This window comes from Dactylosporangium sp. McL0621, assembly GCF_049995355.1.
Taxonomy (GTDB): domain Bacteria; phylum Actinomycetota; class Actinomycetes; order Mycobacteriales; family Micromonosporaceae; genus Dactylosporangium.
Genome location: NZ_CP188259.1, coordinates 8,008,738 through 8,030,528 on the forward strand (window position 1 = coordinate 8,008,738; position 21,791 = coordinate 8,030,528).

At 74.5% G+C, this 21,791-nt stretch carries 27 protein-coding genes; 13 read left to right on the forward strand and 14 right to left on the reverse strand.

The genetic code is table 11. The features are described 5' to 3' along the window. Positions 1 to 2 precede the first annotated feature (2 nt). Complete coding sequence (locus tag ACPPVO_RS37835; protein ID WP_426503371.1) at positions 3 to 374, forward strand: VOC family protein; 372 nt, start codon at positions 3 to 5, stop codon at positions 372 to 374. A gap of 361 nt (positions 375 to 735) precedes the next feature. On the opposite strand, the gene ACPPVO_RS37840 is transcribed toward ACPPVO_RS37835, so the two are convergent. Next, positions 736 to 882, reverse strand: coding sequence for a hypothetical protein (locus ACPPVO_RS37840; RefSeq protein ID WP_426503372.1), 147 nt, complete (start codon positions 880 to 882; stop codon positions 736 to 738). Between the two features lie 156 nt (positions 883 to 1,038). On the opposite strand from ACPPVO_RS37840, the gene ACPPVO_RS37845 reads away from it, so the two are divergent. Both ACPPVO_RS37845 and ACPPVO_RS37850 read left to right on the forward strand, forming a co-directional pair. Beyond that, the gene (locus ACPPVO_RS37845) at positions 1,039 to 2,931 is read left to right on the forward strand and encodes a glycosyl hydrolase family 18 protein (protein ID WP_426503373.1); all 1,893 of its coding nucleotides are present in this window, start codon (positions 1,039 to 1,041) and stop codon (positions 2,929 to 2,931) included. Positions 2,932 to 3,026: 95 nt separating this feature from the next. After that, positions 3,027 to 3,206 (forward strand): hypothetical protein, encoded by a 180-nt coding sequence (locus tag ACPPVO_RS37850; protein WP_426503374.1) that lies wholly within the window; start codon positions 3,027 to 3,029, stop codon positions 3,204 to 3,206. Between the two features lie 160 nt (positions 3,207 to 3,366). On the opposite strand, the gene ACPPVO_RS37855 is transcribed toward ACPPVO_RS37850, so the two are convergent. Together ACPPVO_RS37855 and ACPPVO_RS37860 are read right to left on the reverse strand one after the other, a co-directional pair. Continuing rightward, entirely contained in the window at positions 3,367 to 3,654 is a 288-nt protein-coding gene (locus ACPPVO_RS37855; protein ID WP_426503375.1) for a YggT family protein, read from the reverse strand. A 244-nt stretch (positions 3,655 to 3,898) separates the two neighbouring features. After that, on the reverse strand, positions 3,899 to 4,570 hold the full coding sequence (locus ACPPVO_RS37860) for an MBL fold metallo-hydrolase (RefSeq protein WP_426503377.1): 672 nt from the start codon (positions 4,568 to 4,570) through the stop codon (positions 3,899 to 3,901). 213 nt (positions 4,571 to 4,783) lie between these two features. Here ACPPVO_RS37860 and ACPPVO_RS37865 point away from each other — a divergent pair, with 213 nt between their 5' ends. Then, positions 4,784 to 5,668: a hypothetical protein gene (locus tag ACPPVO_RS37865; protein WP_426503378.1), complete on the forward strand. Its 885-nt coding sequence runs from the start codon at positions 4,784 to 4,786 to the stop codon at positions 5,666 to 5,668. A gap of 145 nt (positions 5,669 to 5,813) precedes the next feature. After that, on the forward strand, positions 5,814 to 6,866 hold the full coding sequence (locus ACPPVO_RS37870) for a glucose 1-dehydrogenase (RefSeq protein WP_426503379.1): 1,053 nt from the start codon (positions 5,814 to 5,816) through the stop codon (positions 6,864 to 6,866). Between the two features lie 5 nt (positions 6,867 to 6,871). Here ACPPVO_RS37870 and ACPPVO_RS37875 read toward each other — a convergent pair whose 3' ends face one another. The 6 genes from ACPPVO_RS37875 to ACPPVO_RS37900 all read right to left on the reverse strand — a co-directional run bounded on the left by ACPPVO_RS37875 (position 6,872) and on the right by ACPPVO_RS37900 (position 10,841). Next, a complete protein-coding gene (locus tag ACPPVO_RS37875; protein ID WP_426503380.1) occupies positions 6,872 to 7,129 on the reverse strand; it encodes an STAS domain-containing protein in 258 nt (85 codons plus the stop codon). 183 nt (positions 7,130 to 7,312) lie between these two features. Beyond that, positions 7,313 to 8,377: an NAD-dependent epimerase/dehydratase family protein gene (locus ACPPVO_RS37880; RefSeq protein WP_426514771.1), complete on the reverse strand. Its 1,065-nt coding sequence runs from the start codon at positions 8,375 to 8,377 to the stop codon at positions 7,313 to 7,315. 12 nt (positions 8,378 to 8,389) lie between these two features. Further along, positions 8,390 to 8,653, reverse strand: coding sequence for a hypothetical protein (locus ACPPVO_RS37885; protein WP_426503381.1), 264 nt, complete (start codon positions 8,651 to 8,653; stop codon positions 8,390 to 8,392). A gap of 107 nt (positions 8,654 to 8,760) precedes the next feature. Further along, positions 8,761 to 9,189: a DUF6158 family protein gene (locus tag ACPPVO_RS37890; RefSeq protein WP_426503382.1), complete on the reverse strand. Its 429-nt coding sequence runs from the start codon at positions 9,187 to 9,189 to the stop codon at positions 8,761 to 8,763. 38 nt (positions 9,190 to 9,227) lie between these two features. Continuing rightward, positions 9,228 to 10,130 carry a DUF3500 domain-containing protein gene (locus ACPPVO_RS37895; RefSeq protein ID WP_426514772.1) on the reverse strand — a complete coding sequence of 301 codons (903 nt, stop codon included), beginning with the start codon at positions 10,128 to 10,130 and terminating at the stop codon, positions 9,228 to 9,230. A gap of 27 nt (positions 10,131 to 10,157) precedes the next feature. Next, entirely contained in the window at positions 10,158 to 10,841 is a 684-nt protein-coding gene (locus ACPPVO_RS37900; protein WP_426503383.1) for a TetR family transcriptional regulator, read from the reverse strand. A 74-nt stretch (positions 10,842 to 10,915) separates the two neighbouring features. Here ACPPVO_RS37900 and ACPPVO_RS37905 point away from each other — a divergent pair, with 74 nt between their 5' ends. From ACPPVO_RS37905 to ACPPVO_RS37915, 3 genes are read left to right on the forward strand one after another with little or no spacing between them, the layout of a single operon-like run. Further along, positions 10,916 to 11,368 (forward strand): DUF1772 domain-containing protein, encoded by a 453-nt coding sequence (locus tag ACPPVO_RS37905; RefSeq protein WP_360390184.1) that lies wholly within the window; start codon positions 10,916 to 10,918, stop codon positions 11,366 to 11,368. Positions 11,369 to 11,427: 59 nt separating this feature from the next. Beyond that, on the forward strand, positions 11,428 to 11,724 hold the full coding sequence (locus ACPPVO_RS37910; protein WP_426503384.1) for a DUF3618 domain-containing protein: 297 nt from the start codon (positions 11,428 to 11,430) through the stop codon (positions 11,722 to 11,724). 29 nt (positions 11,725 to 11,753) lie between these two features. Beyond that, a complete protein-coding gene (locus tag ACPPVO_RS37915) occupies positions 11,754 to 11,933 on the forward strand; it encodes a hypothetical protein (protein WP_360390178.1) in 180 nt (59 codons plus the stop codon). Positions 11,934 to 12,174: 241 nt separating this feature from the next. Here ACPPVO_RS37915 and ACPPVO_RS37920 read toward each other — a convergent pair whose 3' ends face one another. Then, positions 12,175 to 12,726, reverse strand: coding sequence for a hypothetical protein (locus ACPPVO_RS37920; protein ID WP_426503385.1), 552 nt, complete (start codon positions 12,724 to 12,726; stop codon positions 12,175 to 12,177). A gap of 324 nt (positions 12,727 to 13,050) precedes the next feature. Continuing rightward, positions 13,051 to 14,166 carry a glycosyltransferase gene (locus ACPPVO_RS37925; protein ID WP_426503386.1) on the reverse strand — a complete coding sequence of 372 codons (1,116 nt, stop codon included), beginning with the start codon at positions 14,164 to 14,166 and terminating at the stop codon, positions 13,051 to 13,053. Between the two features lie 120 nt (positions 14,167 to 14,286). On the opposite strand from ACPPVO_RS37925, the gene ACPPVO_RS37930 reads away from it, so the two are divergent. Continuing rightward, the gene (locus ACPPVO_RS37930; RefSeq protein WP_426503387.1) at positions 14,287 to 15,189 is read left to right on the forward strand and encodes a GNAT family N-acetyltransferase; all 903 of its coding nucleotides are present in this window, start codon (positions 14,287 to 14,289) and stop codon (positions 15,187 to 15,189) included. On the opposite strand, the gene ACPPVO_RS37935 is transcribed toward ACPPVO_RS37930, so the two are convergent. Next, positions 15,164 to 15,607 carry a MarR family winged helix-turn-helix transcriptional regulator gene (locus ACPPVO_RS37935; protein WP_426503388.1) on the reverse strand — a complete coding sequence of 148 codons (444 nt, stop codon included), beginning with the start codon at positions 15,605 to 15,607 and terminating at the stop codon, positions 15,164 to 15,166. The genes ACPPVO_RS37930 and ACPPVO_RS37935 overlap by 26 nt on opposite strands. A gap of 61 nt (positions 15,608 to 15,668) precedes the next feature. Here ACPPVO_RS37935 and ACPPVO_RS37940 point away from each other — a divergent pair, with 61 nt between their 5' ends. From ACPPVO_RS37940 to ACPPVO_RS37955, 4 genes are read left to right on the forward strand one after another with little or no spacing between them, the layout of a single operon-like run. Continuing rightward, entirely contained in the window at positions 15,669 to 16,100 is a 432-nt protein-coding gene (locus tag ACPPVO_RS37940; protein WP_426503389.1) for a MarR family winged helix-turn-helix transcriptional regulator, read from the forward strand. After that, on the forward strand, positions 16,097 to 17,224 hold the full coding sequence (locus ACPPVO_RS37945) for a GNAT family N-acetyltransferase (RefSeq protein ID WP_426503390.1): 1,128 nt from the start codon (positions 16,097 to 16,099) through the stop codon (positions 17,222 to 17,224). Before ACPPVO_RS37940 ends, ACPPVO_RS37945 begins: the two co-directional genes overlap by 4 nt. A gap of 43 nt (positions 17,225 to 17,267) precedes the next feature. Further along, positions 17,268 to 17,702 carry a VOC family protein gene (locus ACPPVO_RS37950; RefSeq protein WP_426503391.1) on the forward strand — a complete coding sequence of 145 codons (435 nt, stop codon included), beginning with the start codon at positions 17,268 to 17,270 and terminating at the stop codon, positions 17,700 to 17,702. Positions 17,703 to 17,712: 10 nt separating this feature from the next. Then, complete coding sequence (locus tag ACPPVO_RS37955; RefSeq protein WP_426503392.1) at positions 17,713 to 18,480, forward strand: class I SAM-dependent methyltransferase; 768 nt, start codon at positions 17,713 to 17,715, stop codon at positions 18,478 to 18,480. 71 nt (positions 18,481 to 18,551) lie between these two features. Here the strand turns inward: ACPPVO_RS37955 and ACPPVO_RS37960 are convergent, their stop codons facing one another. Continuing rightward, positions 18,552 to 20,723, reverse strand: a complete 2,172-nt coding sequence (locus ACPPVO_RS37960; RefSeq protein ID WP_426503393.1) for a DEAD/DEAH box helicase — start codon at positions 20,721 to 20,723, stop codon at positions 18,552 to 18,554. Between the two features lie 124 nt (positions 20,724 to 20,847). Next, positions 20,848 to 21,459, reverse strand: a complete 612-nt coding sequence (locus ACPPVO_RS37965) for an ABC transporter permease (protein ID WP_426503394.1) — start codon at positions 21,457 to 21,459, stop codon at positions 20,848 to 20,850. Between the last annotated feature and the right edge of the window lie 332 nt (positions 21,460 to 21,791).

Genomic DNA, 21,791 nt, shown 5'->3' on the forward strand with positions numbered 1-21,791 from the left:
GCATGACCAGTCGCCTCGCCGCCATCGCCATCGACGCCATCGAGCCCCGCCCCGTCGCCGAGTTCTGGGCCGCGGTGCTCGGCTGGCAGATCGTCGAGGAGGAGCCGGACGTACTCAGCCTGGCGCCCGCGGCCGGCGCCCTGCCCGGCATCGACGTGGTCCGGGTGCCCGAGCACAAGACCCTGAAGAACCGCCTGCACCTCGACCTGCGCGCCGACGGCGGCACCCAGCAGGAGGAGGTCGAGCGGGTCCTCGCCCTCGGCGCGCGGCACGCCGACGTCGGCCAGGGCCCGGACGTGTCGTGGGTCGTCCTCGCCGACCCCGAGGGCAACGAGTTCTGCATCCTGTCCCGCTCGGTGCAGGACCTCGCCTGACCCACCGGGAAGTTGCCGCGGAAGACGCCGCCCGGGTCGCGGCGCGCCTTGATGCCGCGCGGCGGGCAAGCGCCCCGGGCCCGAAGGCGTCCGCCGCGGTCTCGCCCGGGCTGAGGAAGATGAGCGGCTTGCGCCCGCTGACCGGCAGCGCCGCGGCGAGTGGGCGCCGGCCGGGGCGTGTTCCCGGCCGGCGCCCACGTGCTGCGGTTCTATCCGCGACCCGGCGTCGCCTACGATCAGCGACGCGCCGCCGCCGCGCTGGGGAATGCCGTCGCGGTCCGGCAACGCCGGCGCCCGGGTGCGGGCGTTCGTGGCGGCCGCCGGGGACAGCGCGGAGCACTGAGCCGCGGCGGCCACCGGGTCAGCGGTCGGACTTGGGCTTCGACGGCTTCTGCGACAGCGCGCTGCCCGCGGCCTTCTTGTCCGCGTTCGTCGCGTCCGGGTCGCGCAGGACCTCGCTCGCCGCGTGGGCCGCCTGCTCGCTGGTCTGCTTGGTGTTCTCGGCCATCGCTCCTCCTCAGTCACATGATCCGTTCCTGATGGGCATGCCCCGGATCGGACCCGTTCAATCCGGCTCTTGTCCGCGAGCATCGACCGCTATAAACTCCCGTGAAACAGTTAACAACCTTAACTGTTTACACGGGAGGTACAGGAGGAGCGAGAGATGCGCAGACCGAGAAGGCTCATCGTCGGCATCGCAGCCACCGTGCTCGCGGCCGCCGCCGCGTGGAGCACCGCCACGCTGAACACGGTTTCGGCCCAGGCGGCGACGACCAGCGGGGGCGTCAAGTTCGCCTACTTCACGCAGTGGGGGATCTACGCCAACGGCTTCTACCCCAAGAACCTCGACACCAGCGGCATGGCCGGCAAGCTCGACTACCTCGTGTACGCGTTCGAGAACATCAACCCCACCACGCTGAGCTGCTTCGAGAACGACTCCGCGGCCTCGCAGGACGAGAACAACCCCAACGCCGGCGACAACGCGGGCGACTCGTTCGCCGACTACGGCAAGTCCTACGGCGCCGACATCAGCGTCGACGGGGTCGCCGACACCTGGAACCAGCCCCTCGTCGGCAACTTCAACCAGCTCAAGAAGCTCAAGGCCAAGTACCCGAACCTGAAGATCCTGGTCTCGATCGGCGGCTGGACCTACTCGAAGTACTTCTCCGACGCCGCCTCCACCGATGCCTCGCGCAAGCAGCTCGTGAGCTCGTGCATCGACATGTTCATCAAGGGCAACCTGCCGGTCCGCAACGGCTTCGGCGGCGCCGGCTCCGGCGCGGGCGTCTTCGACGGGATCGACATCGACTGGGAGTACCCGGGCGCGGCCGGCCACACCGGCAACCACTACAAGGCCGCCGACAAACAGAACTACACGCTGCTCATGGCCGAGTTCCGGGCCCAGCTCGACGCGCTCGGCGGCGGCAAGAAGTGGCTGACCGCCGCGGTGCCGGCCGGCCAGGACAAGATCGCGATGCTCGAGACGAACAAGGTCGGGCAGTACCTCGACTACGCCAACGCCATGACGTACGACATGCACGGCGGCTGGGAGGCGACCGGCCCGACTAACCTGCAGGACCCGCTCTACGCCTCGCCCAGCGACCCGAGCGCCCCGGTGCCGCCGGGCAACGGAAAGTACTCGATCGACGCCGCCGTCAAGGCGTACACGACGGGCGACTCGGCGTACGGCATCCCGGGCGGTTTCCCGGCCAGCAAGCTGACGCTGGGCTATCCGTTCTACTACCGCGGCTGGACCGGCGTCCCGGCCGGCGCCAACCACGGGCTGTACCAGACCGCCTCCGGCCCGGCCACCGGGCACGCGATGTCGGGCAACGTGCCCGGCGTGTCGTTCTACAAGGAGCTCACGGGCTTCGTGGACAACCCGTCGTACACCTATCTCGACCCCACCACGAAGGCGGCGTACTTCTACGACGGCACCACGTTCTGGGGCGGTGACTCGCCGGCGTCGATCCAGCTGCGCGCCGACTACCAGCACTGCAACGGCCTCGCCGGCGCGATGATGTACTCGCTGGAGGCCCTCGACCCGGCGGCGACCCTGTTCAACTCGGTCGTCAACTCGACGAACGGCGCCACCGCGGGCTGCTCGACGTCGTCGCCGACGGCCTCCGCCTCGGTGTCGAAGAGCCCGTCGGCCAGCCCGTCGGTCTCGCCGTCGAAGAGCCCGTCGCCGACCCCGACCGGCGGCACCGGCTGCTCCGCGGCCGCCTGGAATGCGGCGACCGCCTACAACGGCGGCGCGGTCGTGTCGTACAACGGCCACACCTGGACCGCGAAGTGGTGGACCCAGGGCGACATCCCCGGCAACAACGGCCAGGGCGTGTGGACGGACAACGGCGCGTGCGGCGGTACCACCCCGACGCCCACGGGCGGCACCGGCACCTGCGCGGGCCTCTCGGCGTGGAACTCCGGCACCGCCTACACGGGCGGGCAGTCGGTGAGCTACGGCGGGCACAAGTGGACCGCGAAGTGGTGGACCCAGGGCGACATCCCCGGCAACAACAGCCAGAACGTGTGGACGGACAACGGCGCCTGCTGATGCCGGCGTCCTGAACCGACGGCCCGGGACCGCACGGTCCCGGGCCGTCGTGTCACAACGGGCGGGCTGGGGCCCGGGGCGGCATACTCAGGATCATGACCGAACCGCAGCTCGACCCCGAGCAGTACCCGCCGATCGACCCGCGCGAGCCGGTCCCCGACGACCCGGGCGAGCTGCTGCCGGACACCCCCGAAACGCTGCCCCCGGCCCCGGCCGAACCGATGCCGGGCGACAACGATCCCCCGCCGGACAGCGGCGTGCCCGAACCGGCCTAGGCTCTGTCCTGCCGATCATGTCGAGCCGAGACGAGGTCCAGATTTCGCCTGCGTGTGCCCCGCGGAGGCCTGGCTACCGGTGTTGTAACCCGGCCTCCGCGGGGTGCGCGCAGGCGGAATCTGGACCCGGCGCAGGCCGGCATGATCGGCAGGACAGGGCCTAGTAGAGCCAGCCGAGGATCGCGCGCAGCAGGATGATGCCCAGGAAGACCACGATGAACGCCAGGTCGATGCCCACGCCGCCGAGGCGCAGCGGGGGCAGGGCCCGGCGGACCGGGGCGAGGACGGGCTCGGTGACGCGCCACACGCCGCCGATGAGCTTCGACCGGACGCCGCCGGGCGCCGCCGGGCCGGCCAGCACGACGCTCCAGTCGAGCACGGCGCGGGCGATGAGCAGCAGCTGGAACACCAGCAGCGCCACGCTCACGATGCCGAGGACGAAACCCACTGTTGACCTCCGTAGCCGAACGGGTGCGTGCTGCAAGGGTGCGTCGGAAAGCTGAGAGCCCGCTGTGCGCCGGGTGCGCGAACGTTACCGGGCGGTCATGACGCCGGACACCGCGAAGCCACCCTTGGTGGACTGCTTCACCCGGTACATCGCCTCGTCGGCCTCGCGCAGCAGCCGCTCGCCGTCGCCCGGCCCGGCCGCGGTGGCCAGCCCGACGCTCGCGCCGATACGGCCCGGACGGGCATCAGGTGACGAGCGGCGCCCCGTGCCCGAAGCAGGTGACCCGCACGTCCAGCTCCAGCTGGCGACGCATCGCAACGGCGGCGGCCGCCGGGTCGGCGTTGAACACCCCGAGCATCACCTCACCGCCGGGCGCCCGCGCGATCGCGTCCCCGGTGAACAGCACGCGCGCGCCGGGCAGATGGAACGCGACACTGCCGGCGGTGTGCCCGGGCGCCGCGAGCGCGACGGCCTCCTCCCCGCCGAGGTCGATCACGTCCCCGTCGCCGAGCTCCCGCACGACCTCGACGGGCGGCGCGGGCACGTCGGGCAGGTCGGCGTGCACCTGCTCGTACAGCGCCCGCTCCCAGTCGCCCGCGAACCGGATCGGCGCCCCGCTCGCCGCGCCCCGCACGACGGGCGCATCGGCGGCGTGCGCGTGCACGGTGACCTCGCCCCAGCCGGCGATCTCGGCCGCCGACCCGGCGTGGTCGACGTGGTGGTGCGTGAGCAGGACCCGCCGCACGTCGCCGGGCCGGTGCCCGAGACCGCGCAGCGCCGCGGCGATGGCGGGCGCGGAGCCGGGCAGTCCGGTGTCGACGAGCGTGAGCCCGTCGTCGCCGCGCCAGAGGTAGACCTGGCCGACGGGGAAGCCCAGCACGTACAGCCGCGCGGGCAGCAACTCGGTGACATCCATGCGTCCGAACCTATTCTTCGCGGGGCGGGTTTCGCTTCACTGACGGATGGGAATGCACGTTGCAGGCCGGCGCGACGAAGCGCCGGGTGAAACCCCCGCATTCGTACTGCCTTATCGACTGCGAACCGCGGGTGGGATCGAAGACGGGTGCGGCGGACCTGCCCGGTCCGCCGCCCCGAACCTTTTCTGGCGCGCATCTGCGATCGTGGTGCCATGCGCGCTCGGGGGATCGTCGCGGCCGTCCTGGCCGCCGTGGTGCTGGCATGTGCGGGGCTGACCGGGTTCGTCGCCCAGCTGCGGCGGCAGAATCTGCGCGCGATCGGTGAGGTCACCGAGGTCGTCGAGGGTGCCCGGCCCGGCACCGTGCTCGTGCGCACCGAGCGGGCCGGGTACGACGCCGCGTGGTGGGTCGTCGACGACACCGGCGTGGCCACCGACACGGCCGACGCCCGCCAGGTCCACAGTGGACCGGTGGAGCAGGGCTGCGCGGCCCGGGCCTGTTACCGGGTCTGGCGCGGCGAGCTGCGGGTGCAGCGCAGCGACGACGGCGGCAGCGGGGAGTACGCGACCGTGTGGGAGGTCCGTGGCGCCGCGTACGACGCGCTCGCCGCCGCCTATCCCGGGCTCGGCGACCCGGCCGAGCACCTCGCGAGCCGCTCGATCGTCGTGCACGCGGTCGCGGGCGGGCACGTGGTGTTCGTCGCCGACGGGCGGGACGGTCTGCTGTACCGCGACGCCGCCGACGCCTGGCATCGGCTCGGCGCGCCGGACTCGGGCGAGGGGTGCTGCTTCTACCAGCCGGTGCCGCGCCTGAGCACCGAGCCGGCGCCGTTCGACCCGGTCTGGCCCGCGGCCGCGCTCGCCGGGGTGGCCGTGCTGGTCACCGGCCTCCTGCGGCGCCCGCGTTCGGTTTTCGGCGTCGGTACCGTCCTGATCCTCGCGGCCGCCGCCGGCTACGGGGCCGCGCTCGCCGCGCGGATGCCCGGCGCCGGCATGTTCCCGGGGCCGGTGTGCGGGGCACCGCTCGGCCTGGTCATCGTCGCCGCCGGGTGCGCCCTCGCGTGGTGCCTGCCGCCCCGCCTGCGCGCGGCCGCCTGACCGGTGCGCCCGCCCGGGGGCCGCGAACGCCGCGCCCGACCGGTGCGCTCGCCCGGGGCCCGCGAACGCCGCGCCCGACCGGTGCGCTCGCCCGGGGGCCGCGAACCCGCGCTTGGCCGCCGGGCCGCATGGGTACGAGGGCCGCATGCGTGCATTGACCGTCGTTCCGCTGCAGTCCGGCTCGGCCGAGGTCCGCGACGTGCCCGAGCCGGACGCCGGCGACGGCCGGCTGCTCGTCGACGGCCTGGCGCTCGGCGTGTGCGGGACCGACCGGGAGATCGCCGCCGGCGAGTACGGCTGGGCCCCGCCCGGCGCCGAGCGCCTGGTGCTCGGGCACGAGTCCCTCGGGCGGGTCCGCTCGGCGCCGGCCGGCTCCGGCTTCGCGGCCGGGGACCTCGTCGTCGGCATCGTGCGCCGGCCCGACCCGCGCCCGTGCGCCGCCTGCGCGCACGGGGAGTTCGACATGTGCCGCAACGGGGAGTACACGGAGCGGGGCATCAAGCAGCTGGACGGGTACGGCAGCGAAATCTGGGGCGTCGAGCCGGACTTTGCGATCAAGCTGGATGCGGGGCTGGCCGAGACCGGGGTGCTGCTCGAGCCCACGTCGGTCGTGGCCAAGGCCTGGGACCAGGTGGATCGGGTCGGCGCGCGGTCGTACTTCGCGCCGGAACGGGTGCTGGTCACCGGGGCCGGGCCGATCGGGCTGCTCGCGGCGCTGCTCGGGGTGCAGCGCGGGCTCGACGTACACGTGCTGGACCACACCGGGAAGGGTCCGAAGGCGCGGGCGGCCGAAGCGCTCGGCGCGACGTACCACAGCGCCGGCGTCGCCGAGACCGCCGAGCGGCTGCGGCCCGACGTGATCATCGAGGCCACCGGCGCGCCGTCGGTCGTCTTCGACGCCATCGCCGGCACCGGGGCCTACGGCGTGACGTGCCTGACCGGCGTCTCCTCGGCCGGGCGGACGATCTCCGCCGACCTCGGCCAGGCCAACCGCAGCATGGTGCTGGAGAACGACGTCGTGGTCGGCTCGGTCAACGCCAACCCGCGCCACTACGCCGCGGCCGCGCAGGCCCTGGCGGCCGCCGACCCGGCGTGGCTGGCGAGCCTGATCACCCGGCGCGTGCCGCTGGAGCGCTTCGCCGAGGCGCTCGAGTCGCGGCCCGACGACATCAAGGTGGTACTGACGCTGGGCTCCTGAGGCCGTCAGGGCCGGCTCCGGGCGGGCGGGCCGAGCGCATCATCGGGCATCCGCAGTACCGCGAGCAGCCGGCGCACGCCCGGCGGGGCGGCCAGCACCACGAACCGGTCCCCCAGCGACTGCCGCGTGCCGAGCAGGACGGTCAGCCCGGCCAGCGAACAGAACGTGACGCCGCTCAGGTCGGCCTCCAGGCGGGTCCGCCCGTCGGTCATCGCGGCCGCGAACGCGCCGCAACAGCTCGGCGCTGCCGGCGTCGAGGTCACCGCGCACCGCCATGCGCACGATGCGCGGCGACTCGCGGCGCACGACGGTCGTGACTTCCATGGTCTCGGAGTTCATACACATCACCGTCCGTCACGGTAGGCCGCGAGGACGGGACGGCTGTACAGCTTCGAGGCCGCGAAATGTCAGACACTCGATGTGCGCGGTCCCCCGAAGGGCTTAACTCAGTAAGGGTTGCCCGTTCCGGGGAGCCGGCCCCGCAGCAGCCCGCCGAAGCGGCCCGGGCCGGCCCGGTCCCCGGACAGCGGCGCGCTGCCGGCGTGGGCGTGGACCGCCATGCCGCCGGCGAGCTCGCGCAGGGCCTCGGTCGCGTCGGTCGCGGGAGACCAGCCCAGCTCGGTCGCGGCGCGGGTGGTGTCCAGCAGCGGGGCCGAGAGGGCCAGCTGTACCCATCCGGCGTCGACCGGCTGCAGGCGGGCGCGCCAGGTGGCGGCGGCCGCGGCGCGCAGTACCACCGCGGGGACCGGAACCGTGCGCCCGTGGAAGAGCCCGGCCGCGACCCGCGGGGTGAGGACCGGGTCGGCGGCGATGTTGAAGGCGCCGCGGGCGTCGGAGGTGATCGCGCGCACGTAGGCGTCGGCGACGTCGTCGGCGTGCACCGCCTGCAGCCGCAGCCGCGGGTGGTCCGGGACGACCGGGACGCGCCCGAAGCGCAGCAGCCGCACCGGGGCGAGCGGGCCGAGGAAGTAGCGGGTGATCTCGGCGCCGGCGTCGCGCTGGAAGATCAGCCCGGGGCGCAGCCGGACCACGCGCAGGTGCCCCTCGGCGGTGTCGAGAAGGTTCTCCAGGGACACCTTGTCGCGGCTGTACGACGAGGCCGCCACCCCGGTCCGCGGCCAGTCCTCGCCGACGCGGCGGTCCTTCGGGCCGGGCGCGTACACGCCGACCGACGAGGCCGCGACCAGCGCGCCCACCCCGGCCCGGACGGCGGCGTCGACCACGGCCCGGCTGCCGTCCACATTGGTGCGCCGCAGCACCGCCCGGTCGTGGCTGGGCTGGATCTGCCAGCCCAGGTGCACGACGGCGTCCGCGCCGCGGAAGATGTCCGTCAGCGTGCCGACGGCGTCCGGCGCGCCGATGTCGCAGGAGCGCCAATCCATGCCGGTGTACTCCGCGCCGCCCGGAATCCGCCGCGCCACCCCGACGATGCGGTGGCCGCCGTCGGCGCGCAGGCGGCGCAGCAGTGCGGTGCCGGCGTTGCCCGATGCCCCGACCACGACCACTCGCAACGTCATCGCCTCCTAGCGCTGCGCGCCGGCGCCGTCGTCGGCCCCGCCGTCGTGCGTGGCGGCGTCGGCCCCGCCGTCGGCCGGACCCTCGGCGCCGCCGTCGGCCCCGCCGTCCTCGGCCTCGATGTTCGCGCCGCCGTCCGCGGCGCCCTCGTCCATCACGGCGCCGCCGTCGGCCCCGCCGTCGTGGGCGCTCGGCACGGCCCCACCGTCGGCCGGGCCTTCGGGCCCGGGGCCCGGGGGCGTGGTGGTGATGTCGTCGTCGCTGAGCGCCATCGCAAGGCTCCTCGTGTGTCGGCGGGGTTCCGGCCCGAACGGCCGGTCGATCACCCGATACCCCACCCCGGGCGCGCCAACCCGGCGATCCGCCGCGGCGGCTTCGCTCAGCCCGGCGATCCTCCGGGGCGCAACCGGTGCGGGTCGACGGCGCGGTCGGGGAAGCGGCGCAGGTACTCGGCCTCCAGCTCCGCGGAGCGCGCGTCGTGGTTGGCCAGGGCCTGCGGGGGGCCGTGGCGGAACGTTTCGTCGCGGGTCTCGTGCAGGTGGCGCAGCTCCCGCGACAGGTCGGAGTCGTCGAGGTCCTCGGGCGGCACCCCGCCGGTGAGGGAGGTGCCCCCGCCGGCGCCCGAACGCAGCTGGGCGAGGGCCTCGCCCGCCTCGTCGTACGCGTACTCCCCCTCGGGCAGCGCATCGACGGCGTCGACGACGTTCGCCGGGGCCTCGGCGGCGACCGCGTGGCGGCGGATCTCCTCGCGGGTGACCCGCTCGTTGCCGGTGTACACGGTGTCGAGCAGCTTTTCGACCTCGTCCATGCCGGGCGCTTACCCCGGTTGGCGCCGAGCGAACAAAGTCATCGCCCGGACGGGTGCGGGTGCGCGGCCCGGTGCTCGCGCAGGATGTCGCCGCCGAAGTCGGAGTCGGGGCGGCGCAGCACCGTGTGGGCGTGGTTGCCGTCGGCGGTCGTGTTGTCGTACTCGATCAGCAGGTCGGGCCCCTGCACCCGGTAGTAGTGGCGCCCGCCGCGCTCGGGCGGCCCCTCCCACGTGAAGGTGAGCGCGTCGCGGTCGACGGGCAGGGGGACCTCGAGGCGGTCCAGGTACAGGGTGACGAGGTCGTCCAGCCGCGCCCGCGCGGCCGGGGGCAGCTCGGCCGCGGGCACGCCCGGCGGGGGCGCCACCACGTCGGCGTGCGGGCCGCTGTAGATGTCGGCGGGCGCCTCGGCCCGGCGCAGCACGTGCGGCAGCAGCGCCTCCGGCAGCTCGTCGAGCAGCTCGAACGCGAGGTCCTGCTCGGGGCCCAGGGGCCGCAGCACCGGGCGGCCGCGGTACGACGTGGCGTGCGGGTTGGCCCCGAGGAACACCGGCGTCGGCGAGATCGTGTCGCCGTCGAGGGTCATGGTGACCGAGAGGTGATGGCCCTCGAAGCGCCAGCCCCAGCGGCCGGCCGGGGCCGGGTCGCCGAAGACGATGACGCGGTAGTCGTCGCTGTGCCGGCCGCGGCCGTAGCCCTCCTTGCGGTCGAGCACCTCCTCCAGCGCGACGATCCCCATCGCCTGGGCGAACGCGTGCGGGCGCAGCGCGGTGGCGAGCAGCCGGTGCGCGGCCTTGCGCCCGTCCGGGCCGAGCTCGCCGAGGGAGATGCCGGGGCGGGGCTGCGGGCGGTACTCGATCCAGCGCCGCTTCGCCGCATCGGCGAACGGCACGCGCACCTCCCCGGGCGCGGCCCGCAGCAGCCGGGTGGCCTCGTCACGCATCGCGGCGGCAGTCGTCATGGTCCATTTCTACCCGAAACGGCGGAACATCGGCTCGATGAGGGCGGCCGCGAGGCGCACGTCCGCGGAGACCAGCACGCCGAGCCGCTCCGGCGGATGGTGCTCGCCGAGATGCCGCTGGAGGCTCGCACCCTGCACCCGCCAGAGCCCCACCAGCGCCACGGCCGCGATGTGCGCCTCGGGCGCCGTGACCCCGGCGCGGTCGGCCAGCAGCCGCGCGACAGTGGTGGTCAGCCGGTCGGTCATGTCGTGCTGGTGTGCGCGCAGCTCCGCGGTGCTGATGCTGAGCTCCCGGAAGCGGCGCAGCGTGGCGCTCGCGGCCGCCGGGTCCGGCTGCTGCGCCAGCCAGGCCTGCAGGCCCCGGGTCTCGGTGTCGAGGACGCCGAGCGCGGCCGGCAGCGGGCCGGACGCCGGGTCGGCCAGGGCCGTGCGCAGGGCGCTGAGCGTGTCGTCGAACCGGTCCAGGAGCAGCGACTCCTTGGTCGGGAAGTAGTTGAAGACCGTGCGCTCCGACACCCCGCACGCCTCCGCGATCTCGGTGACCCGCACGTCGTCGAAGCCGCGCTCCAGGAACATCCGGGTGGCCGTGGCCGACAGCCGGGCCCGCATCTGCCGCTTCTTGCGTTCCCGCAGGCCGCCGGGCTCATCCCCCGCGGCCCCGTCGGGCCGCCAGGTGACCGCCGTCTCGCTCATCCGGCCATGGTACTTCAGCTGCCGCAAAAATCCTGTTACCGTAATCTTGCAGCGACTGAAGGAAGGTGTGCCCCATGGCGATGTTGCAGGCGCTCGGCCTGATCCTGGCGGGGTTGCTCGCCGGCGAGGAGTTCATCGTGCGGTACGGGGTGCAGCCCGCCCTGCGCCGCCTCGACGACCGCGCGCACATCCAGGCCCGGGTGGCGCTCGTGCGCCGCCTGCGGATCGTGGTGCCGGCGGTCATGCTGCCGGCCGTCGCCGCGGGCGTCGCGGTACTCGCGCTCACCGACGGGCCCGGGACGGCGTGGCGATGGGCGGGGGTCGCGGCCCTCGCCGCGTTCCTGGGCTTCTCGTTCCTGGGCACGGTACCGATCAACATGCGGGTCGTCACCTGGAGCGCCGACGCCCCGCCCGCCGACTGGCGCGCGACAGTCACCCGCTGGCAGCGCATCGACGTGTGGCGCTCCTCCGCCGCGATCGCGGCCTTCACGTGTTTTGCGGCAGCACTCGCGGTACAACTCGGATAGGTTTTGGGATTGTCAGGCGGGGGAACGCGGGCTGCGGCGATCGGAAGGGGCTGAGCCGGGTGACGGCGGACGGGCGGGTCAACGACCCGGAGGCGCTGCGGGCCGAGATCGTGCGCACGCGCGCGGCGCTCGGCGAAACGGTCGAGGCCCTCGCGGCGAAGGCCGACGTGAAGGCCCGCACGCGCGCGGCGATCGGGGTGACGGCCGACGCCATGACCGCCCGCACCCGCGCGGCGCTCGGCGCGATGGCCGACGCTCTGCTCCCGGCGCGTCGCACCCGCCTCGTCCTGGCCGCCGGCGTCACCATGGTCGTGGGCGCGGTCGCCGTCCTCGCCCTGCGCGGCCGCCGCCGCTGACTTCGTCCCGAACCCTTGAGGAGACCCTGATGAAGCTGCTGCCCATCGCCGCGGGCCTGGCCGTCGGCTACGTGCTCGGCACCCGTGCCGGCCGCGCGAAGTACGAGCAGATCGTGGACAACGCCCGCCAGGTGCGCGAGAACCCGACCCTGAGCCAGCTCAGCGAGGCCGCCCGCAACCTCACGAGCCCACCGCCGGCGGCTCGCTGACCCGCGCTGCCCGCGACTCGCTGACCCGCGCTGCCCGCGACTCGCTGACCCGCGCTGCCCGCGACTCGCTGACCCGCGCTGCCCGCGGCTCGCTAGTCCGCGCGGCTCGCGGCTTGCCGGTCCGCGGCTCGCCGGTCCGCTGCTCGCGGCTCGCCGGTCCTGCCCGCGGCTCGCTAGTCCGCGCGGCTCGCGGCTCGCCGGTCCGCTGCCCGCGGCTCGTCAGTCCGCCGCCGGTGGCTCGCTAACCCGCGCCGAGGAGGCGTTCGGCCACGTCGAAGGCCTCCTCGCCGGCGGTGCGGTTCGCCGTCACGAACGCATGGACGTCGCCGTCCGGCGGCTGCGGCACCCGGCCGCACGCCGAGACGCCGCGAAGCTGGCTGAACACGCACAGGACGCGGCCGCCGGTCGCGGTGGCGCCCGCGGCGTGCAGGTCCTCGCAGCGGCGGAACAGCCCGTCCAGGCGCCGGGCGGCCGCGGCGTTGTCGGTGTAGATGCCGCCCCAGCCGACCTGGAGCAGCACCGCGAGCGGGCCGCACACCAGGTGATAGTTGATCGCGTACGAGTTCACGCCGTGCCCGGCGTGGCTCACGGCCACGTAGTCGGGCACCCGGGCGGCGAGGACGTCGGCGGGGAAGCCGGGCTCGAACATGTACATGGCGAAGCCGTCGATCTCGCGGGTCGACCAGCACCAGTCGCGCACGGTGCGCAGCCGGGGGCGCAGCGGCTCGGGTACCGGGGGCAGGGGCAGACGGCTGTCGGTGAACGCGGCGACCAGTTCCGCGTAGGCGTGCACGCGATGATTGTGCGGCCCGTCCGTTCGGCCGCGCAATGGGCCCCTTACCGCGCGCGGATTCGGGCGCCCAGCGTGACCCAGACCGCATCCGCGTCCGGGGCACGGCGGATCTGCTCACCGCGCGCGGATTCGGGCGCCCAGCGTCGCCCAGACCGCGTCCGCGTCCGGGGCGCGGCGGATCTGCTCACCGCGCGCGGATTCGGGCGCTCAGCGTCGCCCAGACCACATCCGCGTCCGGGGCGCGGCGGATCTGCTCACCGCGCGCGGATTCGGGCGCTCAGCGTCGCCCAGACCACATCCGCGTCCGGGGCGCGGCGGATCTGCTCACCGCGCGCGGATTCGGGCGCTCAGCGTGGCCCAGACCGCGTCCGCGTCCGGGGCGCGGCGGATCTGCTCGGCGACGCGTTCGGCGCCGGCGCGGTACGACGGATCGCTCAGCACCTTGGCCACCGCCTCGGCCGCCCGGGCCGGGTCGTCGATGACGATGCCCGCCCCGGCCGCGGCCACCCGCTCGGCGTTCTGCGGCTTCTCCGCGCCCTTCGGCCACAGCACCAGCGGGATGCCCCGGGTCAGCGCGGCGAGCACCGTCCCGGCCCCGCCGGCGGCGAGGACCACGGCGACGCCCGCGCCGAGCAGCTGCGCCATCGGTACGAAGCCGACGAACCACACATTCACCCGCGGATCGGTGAGCGGGCGCGGGAGCCCGTCGGGGACCGTCGCCAGAACGTCCACTGTGTCCAGTGCGGCCACCGCGTCGACGAAGGCGTCGAGCGGCTCGGCGTCCAGCAGCACCGTGCCCAGCGTGACGACGACCCGGGGCCCGGGCCCCGGCGGCGGCAGCGGTGGCACCGGCCCGGTGCCGGCGTAGAGGCGCGGCCGGATCGGCAGCCGGTCGGCCGGCGGCGTCCAGTGCGGGGCCTGCAGTACCGGCGGCCAGAGGTCCACGAGCGCCAGCCGGGCCGGCCGCGGGAGCCCGCGCGCGGCGTACCGCGGGGCCAGGCGCGCCTCCATCGCCGGGCCGAGCGGCGGCGGCGACACGGGCAGGCCGACGGTGTGCCGGATCAGCGGAAGCCCGAGCGTGGCCGCGACCATCGGCCCGATCGGGTCGTACTCGTCGGCGACCACCACCTCGGCGCCGAACTCGCGCCCGCGCCGCAGGGCCGCGTCGAACGACAGGTCGACAAGCGTGCCCGCGAACAGCTCGGCGACCGGCTCGACGCCGTCGGCCATGTCCGCGCCGCCGGTGCGCCGGTCGTTCTCGGCGAGCAGGTCCTCGATGCCGGGCCCGGCGGGCAGCACCGGCACCCGGCCGACCAGCGCCCCCAGCGCCTCCGGCACGGCGAACGCGGCCTCGTCCCCGGCGGCCGTGACGGCCTCGGCGAGCGGGATCAGCGGCAGGAGGTGCCCGTGGATCGGCACTGCGGTGAACAGCACACGCATGGCGCCGAATTATCCGGCGGCGGCTCGCGGCGCGGCAACGGCCCCCTTCGTTTTCGGTACGCCTCGATCGCCTACCCGACGGCCTTTCCCCCTGGCGGGTTCTCTGACTAAAGTCAGGGAATGGACGCGAGCCTGGTCAGGCGGGTACGCCGCTTCAACCGCACCGTCACCCAGCGCATCGGCGCGCTCGACGACGCCTTCCTGGCCCGCGCCCGCCCGCTCGGCCAGGCGCGGCTGCTGTGGGAGGCCGGCCCCGACGGCTGCGACCTGCGCTCGCTGCGCGCCCGGCTCGACCTCGACTCGGGCTACCTGAGCCGGCTGCTGCGGGCGCTGGAGGCCGACGGGCTCGTCACCGTGGAGGCGAACCCGGCCGACGGGCGCGTACGCACGGTACGGCTGACCGAGGCCGGGCGGGCGGAGCGCGCCGAGCTCGACCGGCTCTCCGACGAGCAGGCCACCGCGATCCTGCGCCCGCTCGCCGACGGCCAGCGCGACCGCCTCGTCGCGGCGATGGCCGAGGTCGAGCGCCTCCTGTCCGCCTCGGCGATCGAGGTCGCCGCGCTCGACCCGCGCCACCCGCACGCCCGGCACTGCATCGCCGCGTACTACGAGGAGCTCGGCCGCCGCTTCGACGCCGGCTTCGACCCGGCGCTGAGCATCTCCGCGGCCGACGAGGAGCTGACCCCGCCCGCGGGCGTCCTGCTCGTGGCGACCCTGCACCACGAGCCGGTCGGCTGCGGCGCCCTCAAGTTCCACGGCGACGCGCCCGCGGAGGTGAAACGCATGTGGGTCTCACCCGCCGCGCGCGGCCTGGGCCTGGGCCGCCGCCTGCTGAGCGAGCTGGAGACGACGGCGGCCGCGGCCGGCGCGCGGGCGCTGCGCCTGGAGACGAACGCCTCCTTGACCGAGGCGATCGCGTTGTACCGCAGCGCGGGCTTCGAGGAGGTGGCCCCCTTCAACGCCGAGCCGTACGCCCACCACTGGTTCGAGAAGCGCCTCACCGCGCCACGGTCCGCCGGGTGAGCTCGTCCGGGTCCAGGGCGGCGATCTCCTCGAGCAGGCCCCGGGCCGTCTCCACGCGATCGGGGTCGAACTGCGCGAAGATGCGCGTCGTGACCGCGCCGATGCGGTCGCGCAGCTCGGCGTAACGGGCGGCGCCCGCCGGGGTCAGGCCAGCCGCGCCGTCGTGGAGCTCGACGGTGCCGGACCGGGCCAGGCCGGCGAGGAGCCCGTCGACGGCCGCGGCATCGAGGCCGTTGGTCGCGAGCAGGGCGGCCAGGGCCGCGACGGGGCTCGGGCCGCGCAGGCCGAGCGCGTTGAGCGCGAACCACTCCGGTGGGCTGACCCGCTCGGCCTGCAGCACCGCCGTGAGCGGGGCGGCGAGGGTGCGCTGGGCGAGCGCGAGGGCGGTACCGAACGGGAGCCGGGTTGATGACGTCATGATCGTCCTCCTATATTAGACAGGCGCCTGTCCACCATAAAAAGAAGACAGGAGACTGTCAATGCTGTCGAACGGCGAGCCGCCCCTCGTCGGGCTGCTGCTGCGCCTCGCCGCGCAGCAGTGGGGTACCGATATGGATGGCGCCCTTCAGGCCCGGGGCGTCGGCGGGATCACCCCGGCCCACGCCAACGTCATCCCGTTCGTGCCGGCCGAGGGCATCCAGATCGGCGAGCTGGCGCGGCTCGCCAAGGTGCGCAAGCAGACCATGGCGCACTCGGTCGACCTGCTGACCGCGTCCGGCTACGTGACGCGCCGCCCCGACCCGGCCGACGGCCGCGCGAGCCTGGTCTTCCTCACCGACAAGGGCCGCGCCCTGGGGCCGGCGTCGCTCACCGCGGGCCGCACGGTCGAGCAGGAGTGGGCCGCCGTCGTCGGCCGCGACGACCTCGAACACCTGCGCCGCACGCTGATCCGCCTGCTGGAGCCCTCATGATCACCGTGGCGAGCTGGAACGTGCTGCACCGCGTGCACGCCGAGAACTACGCCGAGGAGGTCGCCGCGCGCTGGCCCCACGAGTCGCGGCGCATCGCCGCCGTCACCGCGAAGCTGGCCGCGCGCGCCGAGGACGTGATCGCCCTGCAGGAGGTGAGCGGCGACCAGCTGGCGAGCCTGCGGGCGGCGCTGCCCGACGGCACGGTCCACGCCCTGCGGTACCCGCGCGTCCCGGCCATCCGCCGCGGCGAGCCCGGACTCCGCGACGTCACCGAGCATCTCGTGGTGCTCGCACGCGGCCGGACGGTGGCCGGGCAGGCGTTCGACGGCGACCCCGGCAAGGGGTACCTCGCCGTGCGGACGGACGCCGCCCTGGTCGTCTCCACGCACGTCGGCTTCGGCGCGGCGAGCACCGCCCAGCTGGCGCGGCTCGCGGAGGTGGCCCGCGGTACGGGCGGCCCCGCACTGCTCCTCGGCGACTTCAACGCCGGCCGCGCCACCGTCGCGGCCGCGCTCGGCCCCGAGTTCGTCATCGCAGCCCTGCCCGGCGACGCGCGGCCGACCCGGCCGGGCGCGCGCACGCCGCACATCGACCACGTGATCGCCTTCGGCATCGAGGTGAGCACCGCGGCCGTCGAGGACGCCGGCGGCCTCTCCGACCACAACCTCGTCACCGCGGCCGCCGGCCCGCGGGTGGCGCTGCGACCGGCCGTCCCGCCGGACGTGGAGGCGGTCGCCGAACTGCGGGCCGTGGTGCTGCGCACGGACCTGGAACGCCTGGGACGGTACGACGAGCAGCGCGTCCGCCGGCGCCTGCGGGACGCCTTCACGCCGGCGCACACCTGGATCATCGAGGTGGAGGGCGCGTTCGCCGGCTGCGTGTCGCTGCGCCCGTCCGGCGACGCCGTCTGGCTGGAGCACTTCTACCTGGCCCCGCACGTCCAGGGCCGCGGCATCGGCACGTCCGTGCTGCGCGACCTCCTGCGGCGCTGCGACCGCGACGGCACCCGGGTGCGCCTGAACGTGCTGCGGGGCAGCCCGGCCCGGCGGCTGTACGAGCGGCACGGGTTCACGCTCGAGACCGAGGACCCGATCGACGTGTACCTGGTACGCGAGCCGGGATAGCGGCCGCCCCCTGCGCCGGGCCGGCTGCACGTATGGTGGACCGATGGCGTCGGTCAAGCAGGTCCAGGTCACGTTCGACTGCGCGGATCCCGAGCGGGTCGCCCGTTTCTGGTGCGAGGTGCTCGGCTACGTCGTACCGCCGCCGCCGGAGGGGTTCGGCTCCTGGGGCGACTACGACCGCTCGCTGCCGCCCGAGCGCCAGGGTGCGGCGTTCGCGTGCATGGACCCCACCGGAGCCGGCCCGCGGCTGTTCTTCCAGCGGGTTCCCGAGGGCAAGGTCGTCAAGAACCGGGTCCACCTCGACGTGCGCGCCGGCACCGGGCTCGTCGGCGCGGAGCGGGTGGCCGCGCTCGAGGCCGAATGCGCGCGGCTGGTGCAGCTCGGCGCGGTGCGCATGTACCTGCTGACGGCCGACGAGTACAACGAGTCCTGCCTCGCGATGCAGGACGTGGAGGGCAACGAGTTCTGTCTCGACTGAGGGGGTCGCCATGGTGGAGCGGGTCGACTACGACGAACGGCAGCACACGGTGTACTCGGCCGGGCGGGCGCTGTCCCCGGACACCGCGCGGCTCTGGTCCCGCGTCTTCGCCGGCTGGGCCGGGCCGCGGCCGTCGACCACATTGGACCTGGGCTCGGGCACCGGCCGGTTCACGCCGATCCTGGCCGAGACCCTAGGCGGCCCGGTCTACGGCGTCGAACCGTCGGAGCGGATGCGGCGGCAGGCCGAGCAGGCCGCCGGCCATCCGGACGTCCGCTACCTCGCGGGCAGCGCCGACGCCATCCCGCTGCCCGACGAGGTCTGCGGGTTCGTGCTGATGTTTCTGGTGTACCACCACATCCCCGACCGTCCCCGCGCCGTCGCGGAGATCCGCCGCGTGCTGCGCCCCGGCGGACGGGTCCTGATCCGCAGCACGTTCACCGACCGCATGCCCGACCTGCTGTGGCACCGGTACTTCCCCGGCGCCCGCCGCATCGAGCAGGAGGTGTTCCCGACCCTCACCGACACGATCCGGCTCTTCGAGGACGCCGGCCTGACCGTGCTCGGCCTCGACCGGATACGCGAGACCACGGCCCCCGACCTCGCCGCCTACGCCGAACGGCTCCGGCTGCGGGCCATCTCGACCTTCGAGCACCTCACGGAGGAGGAGACCCGGGACGGGTTCGCGGCCCTCGACCGGTCCGTGGCGGCCGGCGACCACCCGGGCCCGATCACGATCGACAGCGACCTGCTCGTGGTCGGTCGTCCTAGGGGCTGAATCGAAGTGGATGGCCGGGCTGCGGCGGACTCAGGCGTCGCCTCGCTCCGACTCCCACTTCGATACAGCCCCTAGCTGACGGGCACGCCCGACAGCCGCTGCTGCTCCTGGGCAACGATCATTCGAGCCAGTTGTACCTCCGACATGTCCACCGCACCCGGAGTCGCCTGGGCGATCGTGCTGTGCCGGACGTACGCGTCGAAGAGCTGCGCCTTCGAGCCGAGCAGCTCGATCATGCGCTCGTCGACCGAGTCGGCGATCAGCAGCCGGTGTACCTGCACGGTGCGCACCTGGCCCATGCGGTGCGCGCGGGCGATCGCCTGCGCCTCGATCGACGGCTTGACCTGCGGCTCGCACAGGATCACGACCGACGCGGCCTGGATGTTCACGCCGACGCCGGCGGCCTCGATCTGGCAGACGAGTACCGCCGGCTTCCGTTCGGCGGTGAACCGGTCCACCAGGCGCTGGCGCTCGGCGACCGGGGTCGAGCCGGTGATCGGGCCGCGGGCGTCGGGGCCGAGCGCGGCCGCCACGACTGCGAGGACGTCGCGGAAGTACGAGAAGACCACGACCTTGCGGCCGTTGGCCATCGCCTCCCGGGCCAGCTCCAGCAGGCGGGTCAGCTTCGCCGAGTCGCGCGGGCGGCGCACGGCGAACGCGGCCCGGCGCATGGCCATGAAGTTGCCGTCGCGCACGGCGTCCCGGTACGCCGACCCGTCCTCGCCGCCGAACTCCTCCCACTCGTCGACCTGGACGAGCTCGGGCAGCTCGGTGAGCACGTCGGACTGGTTGCGGCGCAGGTACACCGGGGCCGCCGCGCGCCGGAACGCCTCGACGCTGATCGCCGCGTGCTCGGGGCCCATCCCGGCGGCGATCTCGGGCCGCAGGTGCTCGATGAGCGCCCGGAACTCGTCGATGCGGTTCTCCATCGGCGTGCCGGTCAGGAACAGCACCCGCTCGGACTCCGCCGCGACCCGGTTGACCGCCTGGGACCGCTTCGCGCCCGGGTTCTTCACGTAGTGCGCCTCGTCGACGACGAGCAGCGCGGGCCGGGGCGGCGGGAGCGCGAGCGCGCCGAGCGAGCCGAACGTGACCACGCCGGCGCCGCCCTCGGCCCGCCAGCGGGCCACCGCCCGGGCCCGGCCCCCGCCGTGCAGGCTGACGACCGGGATCGTGGAGTGCCGGGCGATCTCGCGGGACCAGTTGATCAGGACGCTGGCCGGGCAGACGACGAGGAAGTGGGTGGCCCCGCGGGCGGCCAGGTGCGCCATCGCCGCGATGGCCTGGACGGTCTTGCCCAGCCCCATCTCGTCGCCGAGCACGACCCGCCGTTGCACGAGCGCGAAGCGGGCGCCGAATGACTGGTACCCGCGCAGCCGCAGGTTGTCGCTGAGCCGGGAGCTGTCCAGCTGCTGCGCGCCGACACGTTCGACGATGTCGGCGGGCAGGAAGCCCTCGCTCGCGGCGACGTCGCCGCCGAGCCCGACGACGAGGCTGAGCAGGTCGTAGTAGTCCGTCGAGCGCCGCTCGAAGTCGCGCCAGACCTGCCGGTCGCCCGGCGTGCGCACCGCCCGGGCCTCCTTCGCGGCGGCCGGCAGCCCGGCGGCCTCGGCCGCGTCGACCAGGGCCCGGACCTCCCGCGCGGCGTCGTCGGCGACCGCCTTGTCCCCGGCCCGCATGAACAGCCGGCGCAGCCGCCCCGCCTCGGCCGGCCCGGCGACCGGCCGCTGCCGGGCCAGCTCCGCGGCGAGCCGCCCGGCGTCCTTCTCCTGCGTCCCGGCCGCGCGCCACACCGCGCCGAACGTGTTCAGCGCCCGGACCAGACGCGTCATGTCCGGGTTCTTCGGGTCGTACTCGATCCGGAACTGCAGCGAGTCCCGCGCCGCGCGCTTGAGCTGCTCGGCGGCGTGGATGGTCTTTCTGGCGGTACCGTCGCCGATGCCCGGCACGCGCGTGAGCCGCTGCGGGCCGGCGCGCAGCACGTCGGCCACGGAACGGATGCCGTGCGCCGGCAGGTCGTCGAGCCGCGCCCGCCCGTCGACCGTGTCCTTGACGGTCTCGATCGACATCTTCTCGATCGCGGCCCACACCTGGGGCTCGCTGGCGACCGCGTACGCCGCGACGACCTCGGCCCGGGCCGCGCCGACGATCTCGGCGACCGCCTCGGCGTCGGCCTGCGTCCGGGCGGCCCGGGCGAGCAGCGCGCGGGTCTCCCGGCGGCTCGGCCCGGCCACGTCAGACATGCCCATGAACCTACAGGTACTGGAACGGGATCTTCAGCGCCAGCAGCTTCGGGTCCGAGGTGACCACGGCCGCCACGCCCCTTGCGAACCGGCCGTCGGGTCCGGCGCCGTGATCACCACCTCGTCAGATGTCGCGATATCGCAGCAGCAGCGCACCTCCCACCAACGCCGCGGCCGACCACACGGCCAGCACCCCCAGACCCGCCCAGGGACCGATCGGCATCCGGTCCAGATCGGTGGTGGCCTGAACGGCCAGCCCGGCGCTCATCGGCGAGGCCCGCTCCAGCAGCCGATGCAGGCGCGGCTCGGCCACCATCGACGCGAGCAGCGGCGGCAGGTACAACAACCCCAGCACGACACCGACCGCACCCCCGGAGTCACGCACCGCCGCGGCCGCGCCCAGCCCGAACAGCGCGACCAGCACCAGATAGGCAACGGTGCCCACCCCGGCCCGCAGCACCGACCCGCCCGCAAGCGACAGGCGCGGAGCCGCGAGGAGCGAGACCCCCACGGCCGGCCCCGCGGCACCGGCCACCGCGACGGCAAGCACCAGCGCCTTCGCCGACAGCATCGCCGGACGGTTCGGGATCGCGGTCACCGTGGTACGGATCAGCGAGGTGCTGTACTCACCACTGACCGTGAGCACGGCCAGCACCGCGACCGGAGCCTGCCCCAGGTACACACCGCTCAGCGCAACACGGGCGGCATCAACACCGGGTCCGGCGGCGGCGGACACGGCCGCACCGAGCGCAACGGTGAGCGCCGCGGTGGCCAGGAGCAGCCACGCCGGACCGGGCGTCGTACGCAGCTTGGTCCACTCGGCCCGAACGGCGTTCACCCGTACCCCCGCAGCAACAGAAACACGGCGAGCGCAAGGACAACCGCAGCGCGCGCGAGCACGGCGTGGGCGTTCACGCGTCCCTCCATCGCAGCAGCATCACGGCCATCGCAACGACAAGCACGGCACGGGCATTCATGCATCCCTCCAGCGCAGCAGCATCACGGCCATCGCAACGACAAGCACGGCACGGGCATTCATGCATCCCTCCAGCGCGGCAGCATCACGGC

Coding starts and splice junctions, on each gene's coding strand:
- ACPPVO_RS37860 (WP_426503377.1), bottom strand. CDS start 4,570: ATGGATGTCACCGAGTTGCTGCCCGCGCGGCTGTACGTGCTGGGCTTC.
- ACPPVO_RS37890 (WP_426503382.1), bottom strand. CDS start 9,189: ATGGACGAGGTCGAAAAGCTGCTCGACACCGTGTACACCGGCAACGAG.
- ACPPVO_RS37940 (WP_426503389.1), top strand. CDS start 15,669: ATGCTGTCGAACGGCGAGCCGCCCCTCGTCGGGCTGCTGCTGCGCCTC.
- ACPPVO_RS37870 (WP_426503379.1), top strand. CDS start 5,814: ATGCGTGCATTGACCGTCGTTCCGCTGCAGTCCGGCTCGGCCGAGGTC.
- ACPPVO_RS37835 (WP_426503371.1), top strand. CDS start 3: ATGACCAGTCGCCTCGCCGCCATCGCCATCGACGCCATCGAGCCCCGC.
- ACPPVO_RS37885 (WP_426503381.1), bottom strand. CDS start 8,653: ATGGCGCTCAGCGACGACGACATCACCACCACGCCCCCGGGCCCCGGG.
- ACPPVO_RS37900 (WP_426503383.1), bottom strand. CDS start 10,841: ATGAGCGAGACGGCGGTCACCTGGCGGCCCGACGGGGCCGCGGGGGAT.
- ACPPVO_RS37935 (WP_426503388.1), bottom strand. CDS start 15,607: ATGACGTCATCAACCCGGCTCCCGTTCGGTACCGCCCTCGCGCTCGCC.
- ACPPVO_RS37950 (WP_426503391.1), top strand. CDS start 17,268: ATGGCGTCGGTCAAGCAGGTCCAGGTCACGTTCGACTGCGCGGATCCC.
- ACPPVO_RS37895 (WP_426514772.1), bottom strand. CDS start 10,130: ATGCGTGACGAGGCCACCCGGCTGCTGCGGGCCGCGCCCGGGGAGGTG.
- ACPPVO_RS37930 (WP_426503387.1), top strand. CDS start 14,287: ATGGACGCGAGCCTGGTCAGGCGGGTACGCCGCTTCAACCGCACCGTC.
- ACPPVO_RS37960 (WP_426503393.1), bottom strand. CDS start 20,723: ATGTCTGACGTGGCCGGGCCGAGCCGCCGGGAGACCCGCGCGCTGCTC.
- ACPPVO_RS37840 (WP_426503372.1), bottom strand. CDS start 882: ATGGCCGAGAACACCAAGCAGACCAGCGAGCAGGCGGCCCACGCGGCG.
- ACPPVO_RS37915 (WP_360390178.1), top strand. CDS start 11,754: ATGAAGCTGCTGCCCATCGCCGCGGGCCTGGCCGTCGGCTACGTGCTC.
- ACPPVO_RS37925 (WP_426503386.1), bottom strand. CDS start 14,166: ATGCGTGTGCTGTTCACCGCAGTGCCGATCCACGGGCACCTCCTGCCG.
- ACPPVO_RS37850 (WP_426503374.1), top strand. CDS start 3,027: ATGACCGAACCGCAGCTCGACCCCGAGCAGTACCCGCCGATCGACCCG.
- ACPPVO_RS37905 (WP_360390184.1), top strand. CDS start 10,916: ATGGCGATGTTGCAGGCGCTCGGCCTGATCCTGGCGGGGTTGCTCGCC.
- ACPPVO_RS37865 (WP_426503378.1), top strand. CDS start 4,784: ATGCGCGCTCGGGGGATCGTCGCGGCCGTCCTGGCCGCCGTGGTGCTG.
- ACPPVO_RS37945 (WP_426503390.1), top strand. CDS start 16,097: ATGATCACCGTGGCGAGCTGGAACGTGCTGCACCGCGTGCACGCCGAG.
- ACPPVO_RS37955 (WP_426503392.1), top strand. CDS start 17,713: ATGGTGGAGCGGGTCGACTACGACGAACGGCAGCACACGGTGTACTCG.
- ACPPVO_RS37845 (WP_426503373.1), top strand. CDS start 1,039: ATGCGCAGACCGAGAAGGCTCATCGTCGGCATCGCAGCCACCGTGCTC.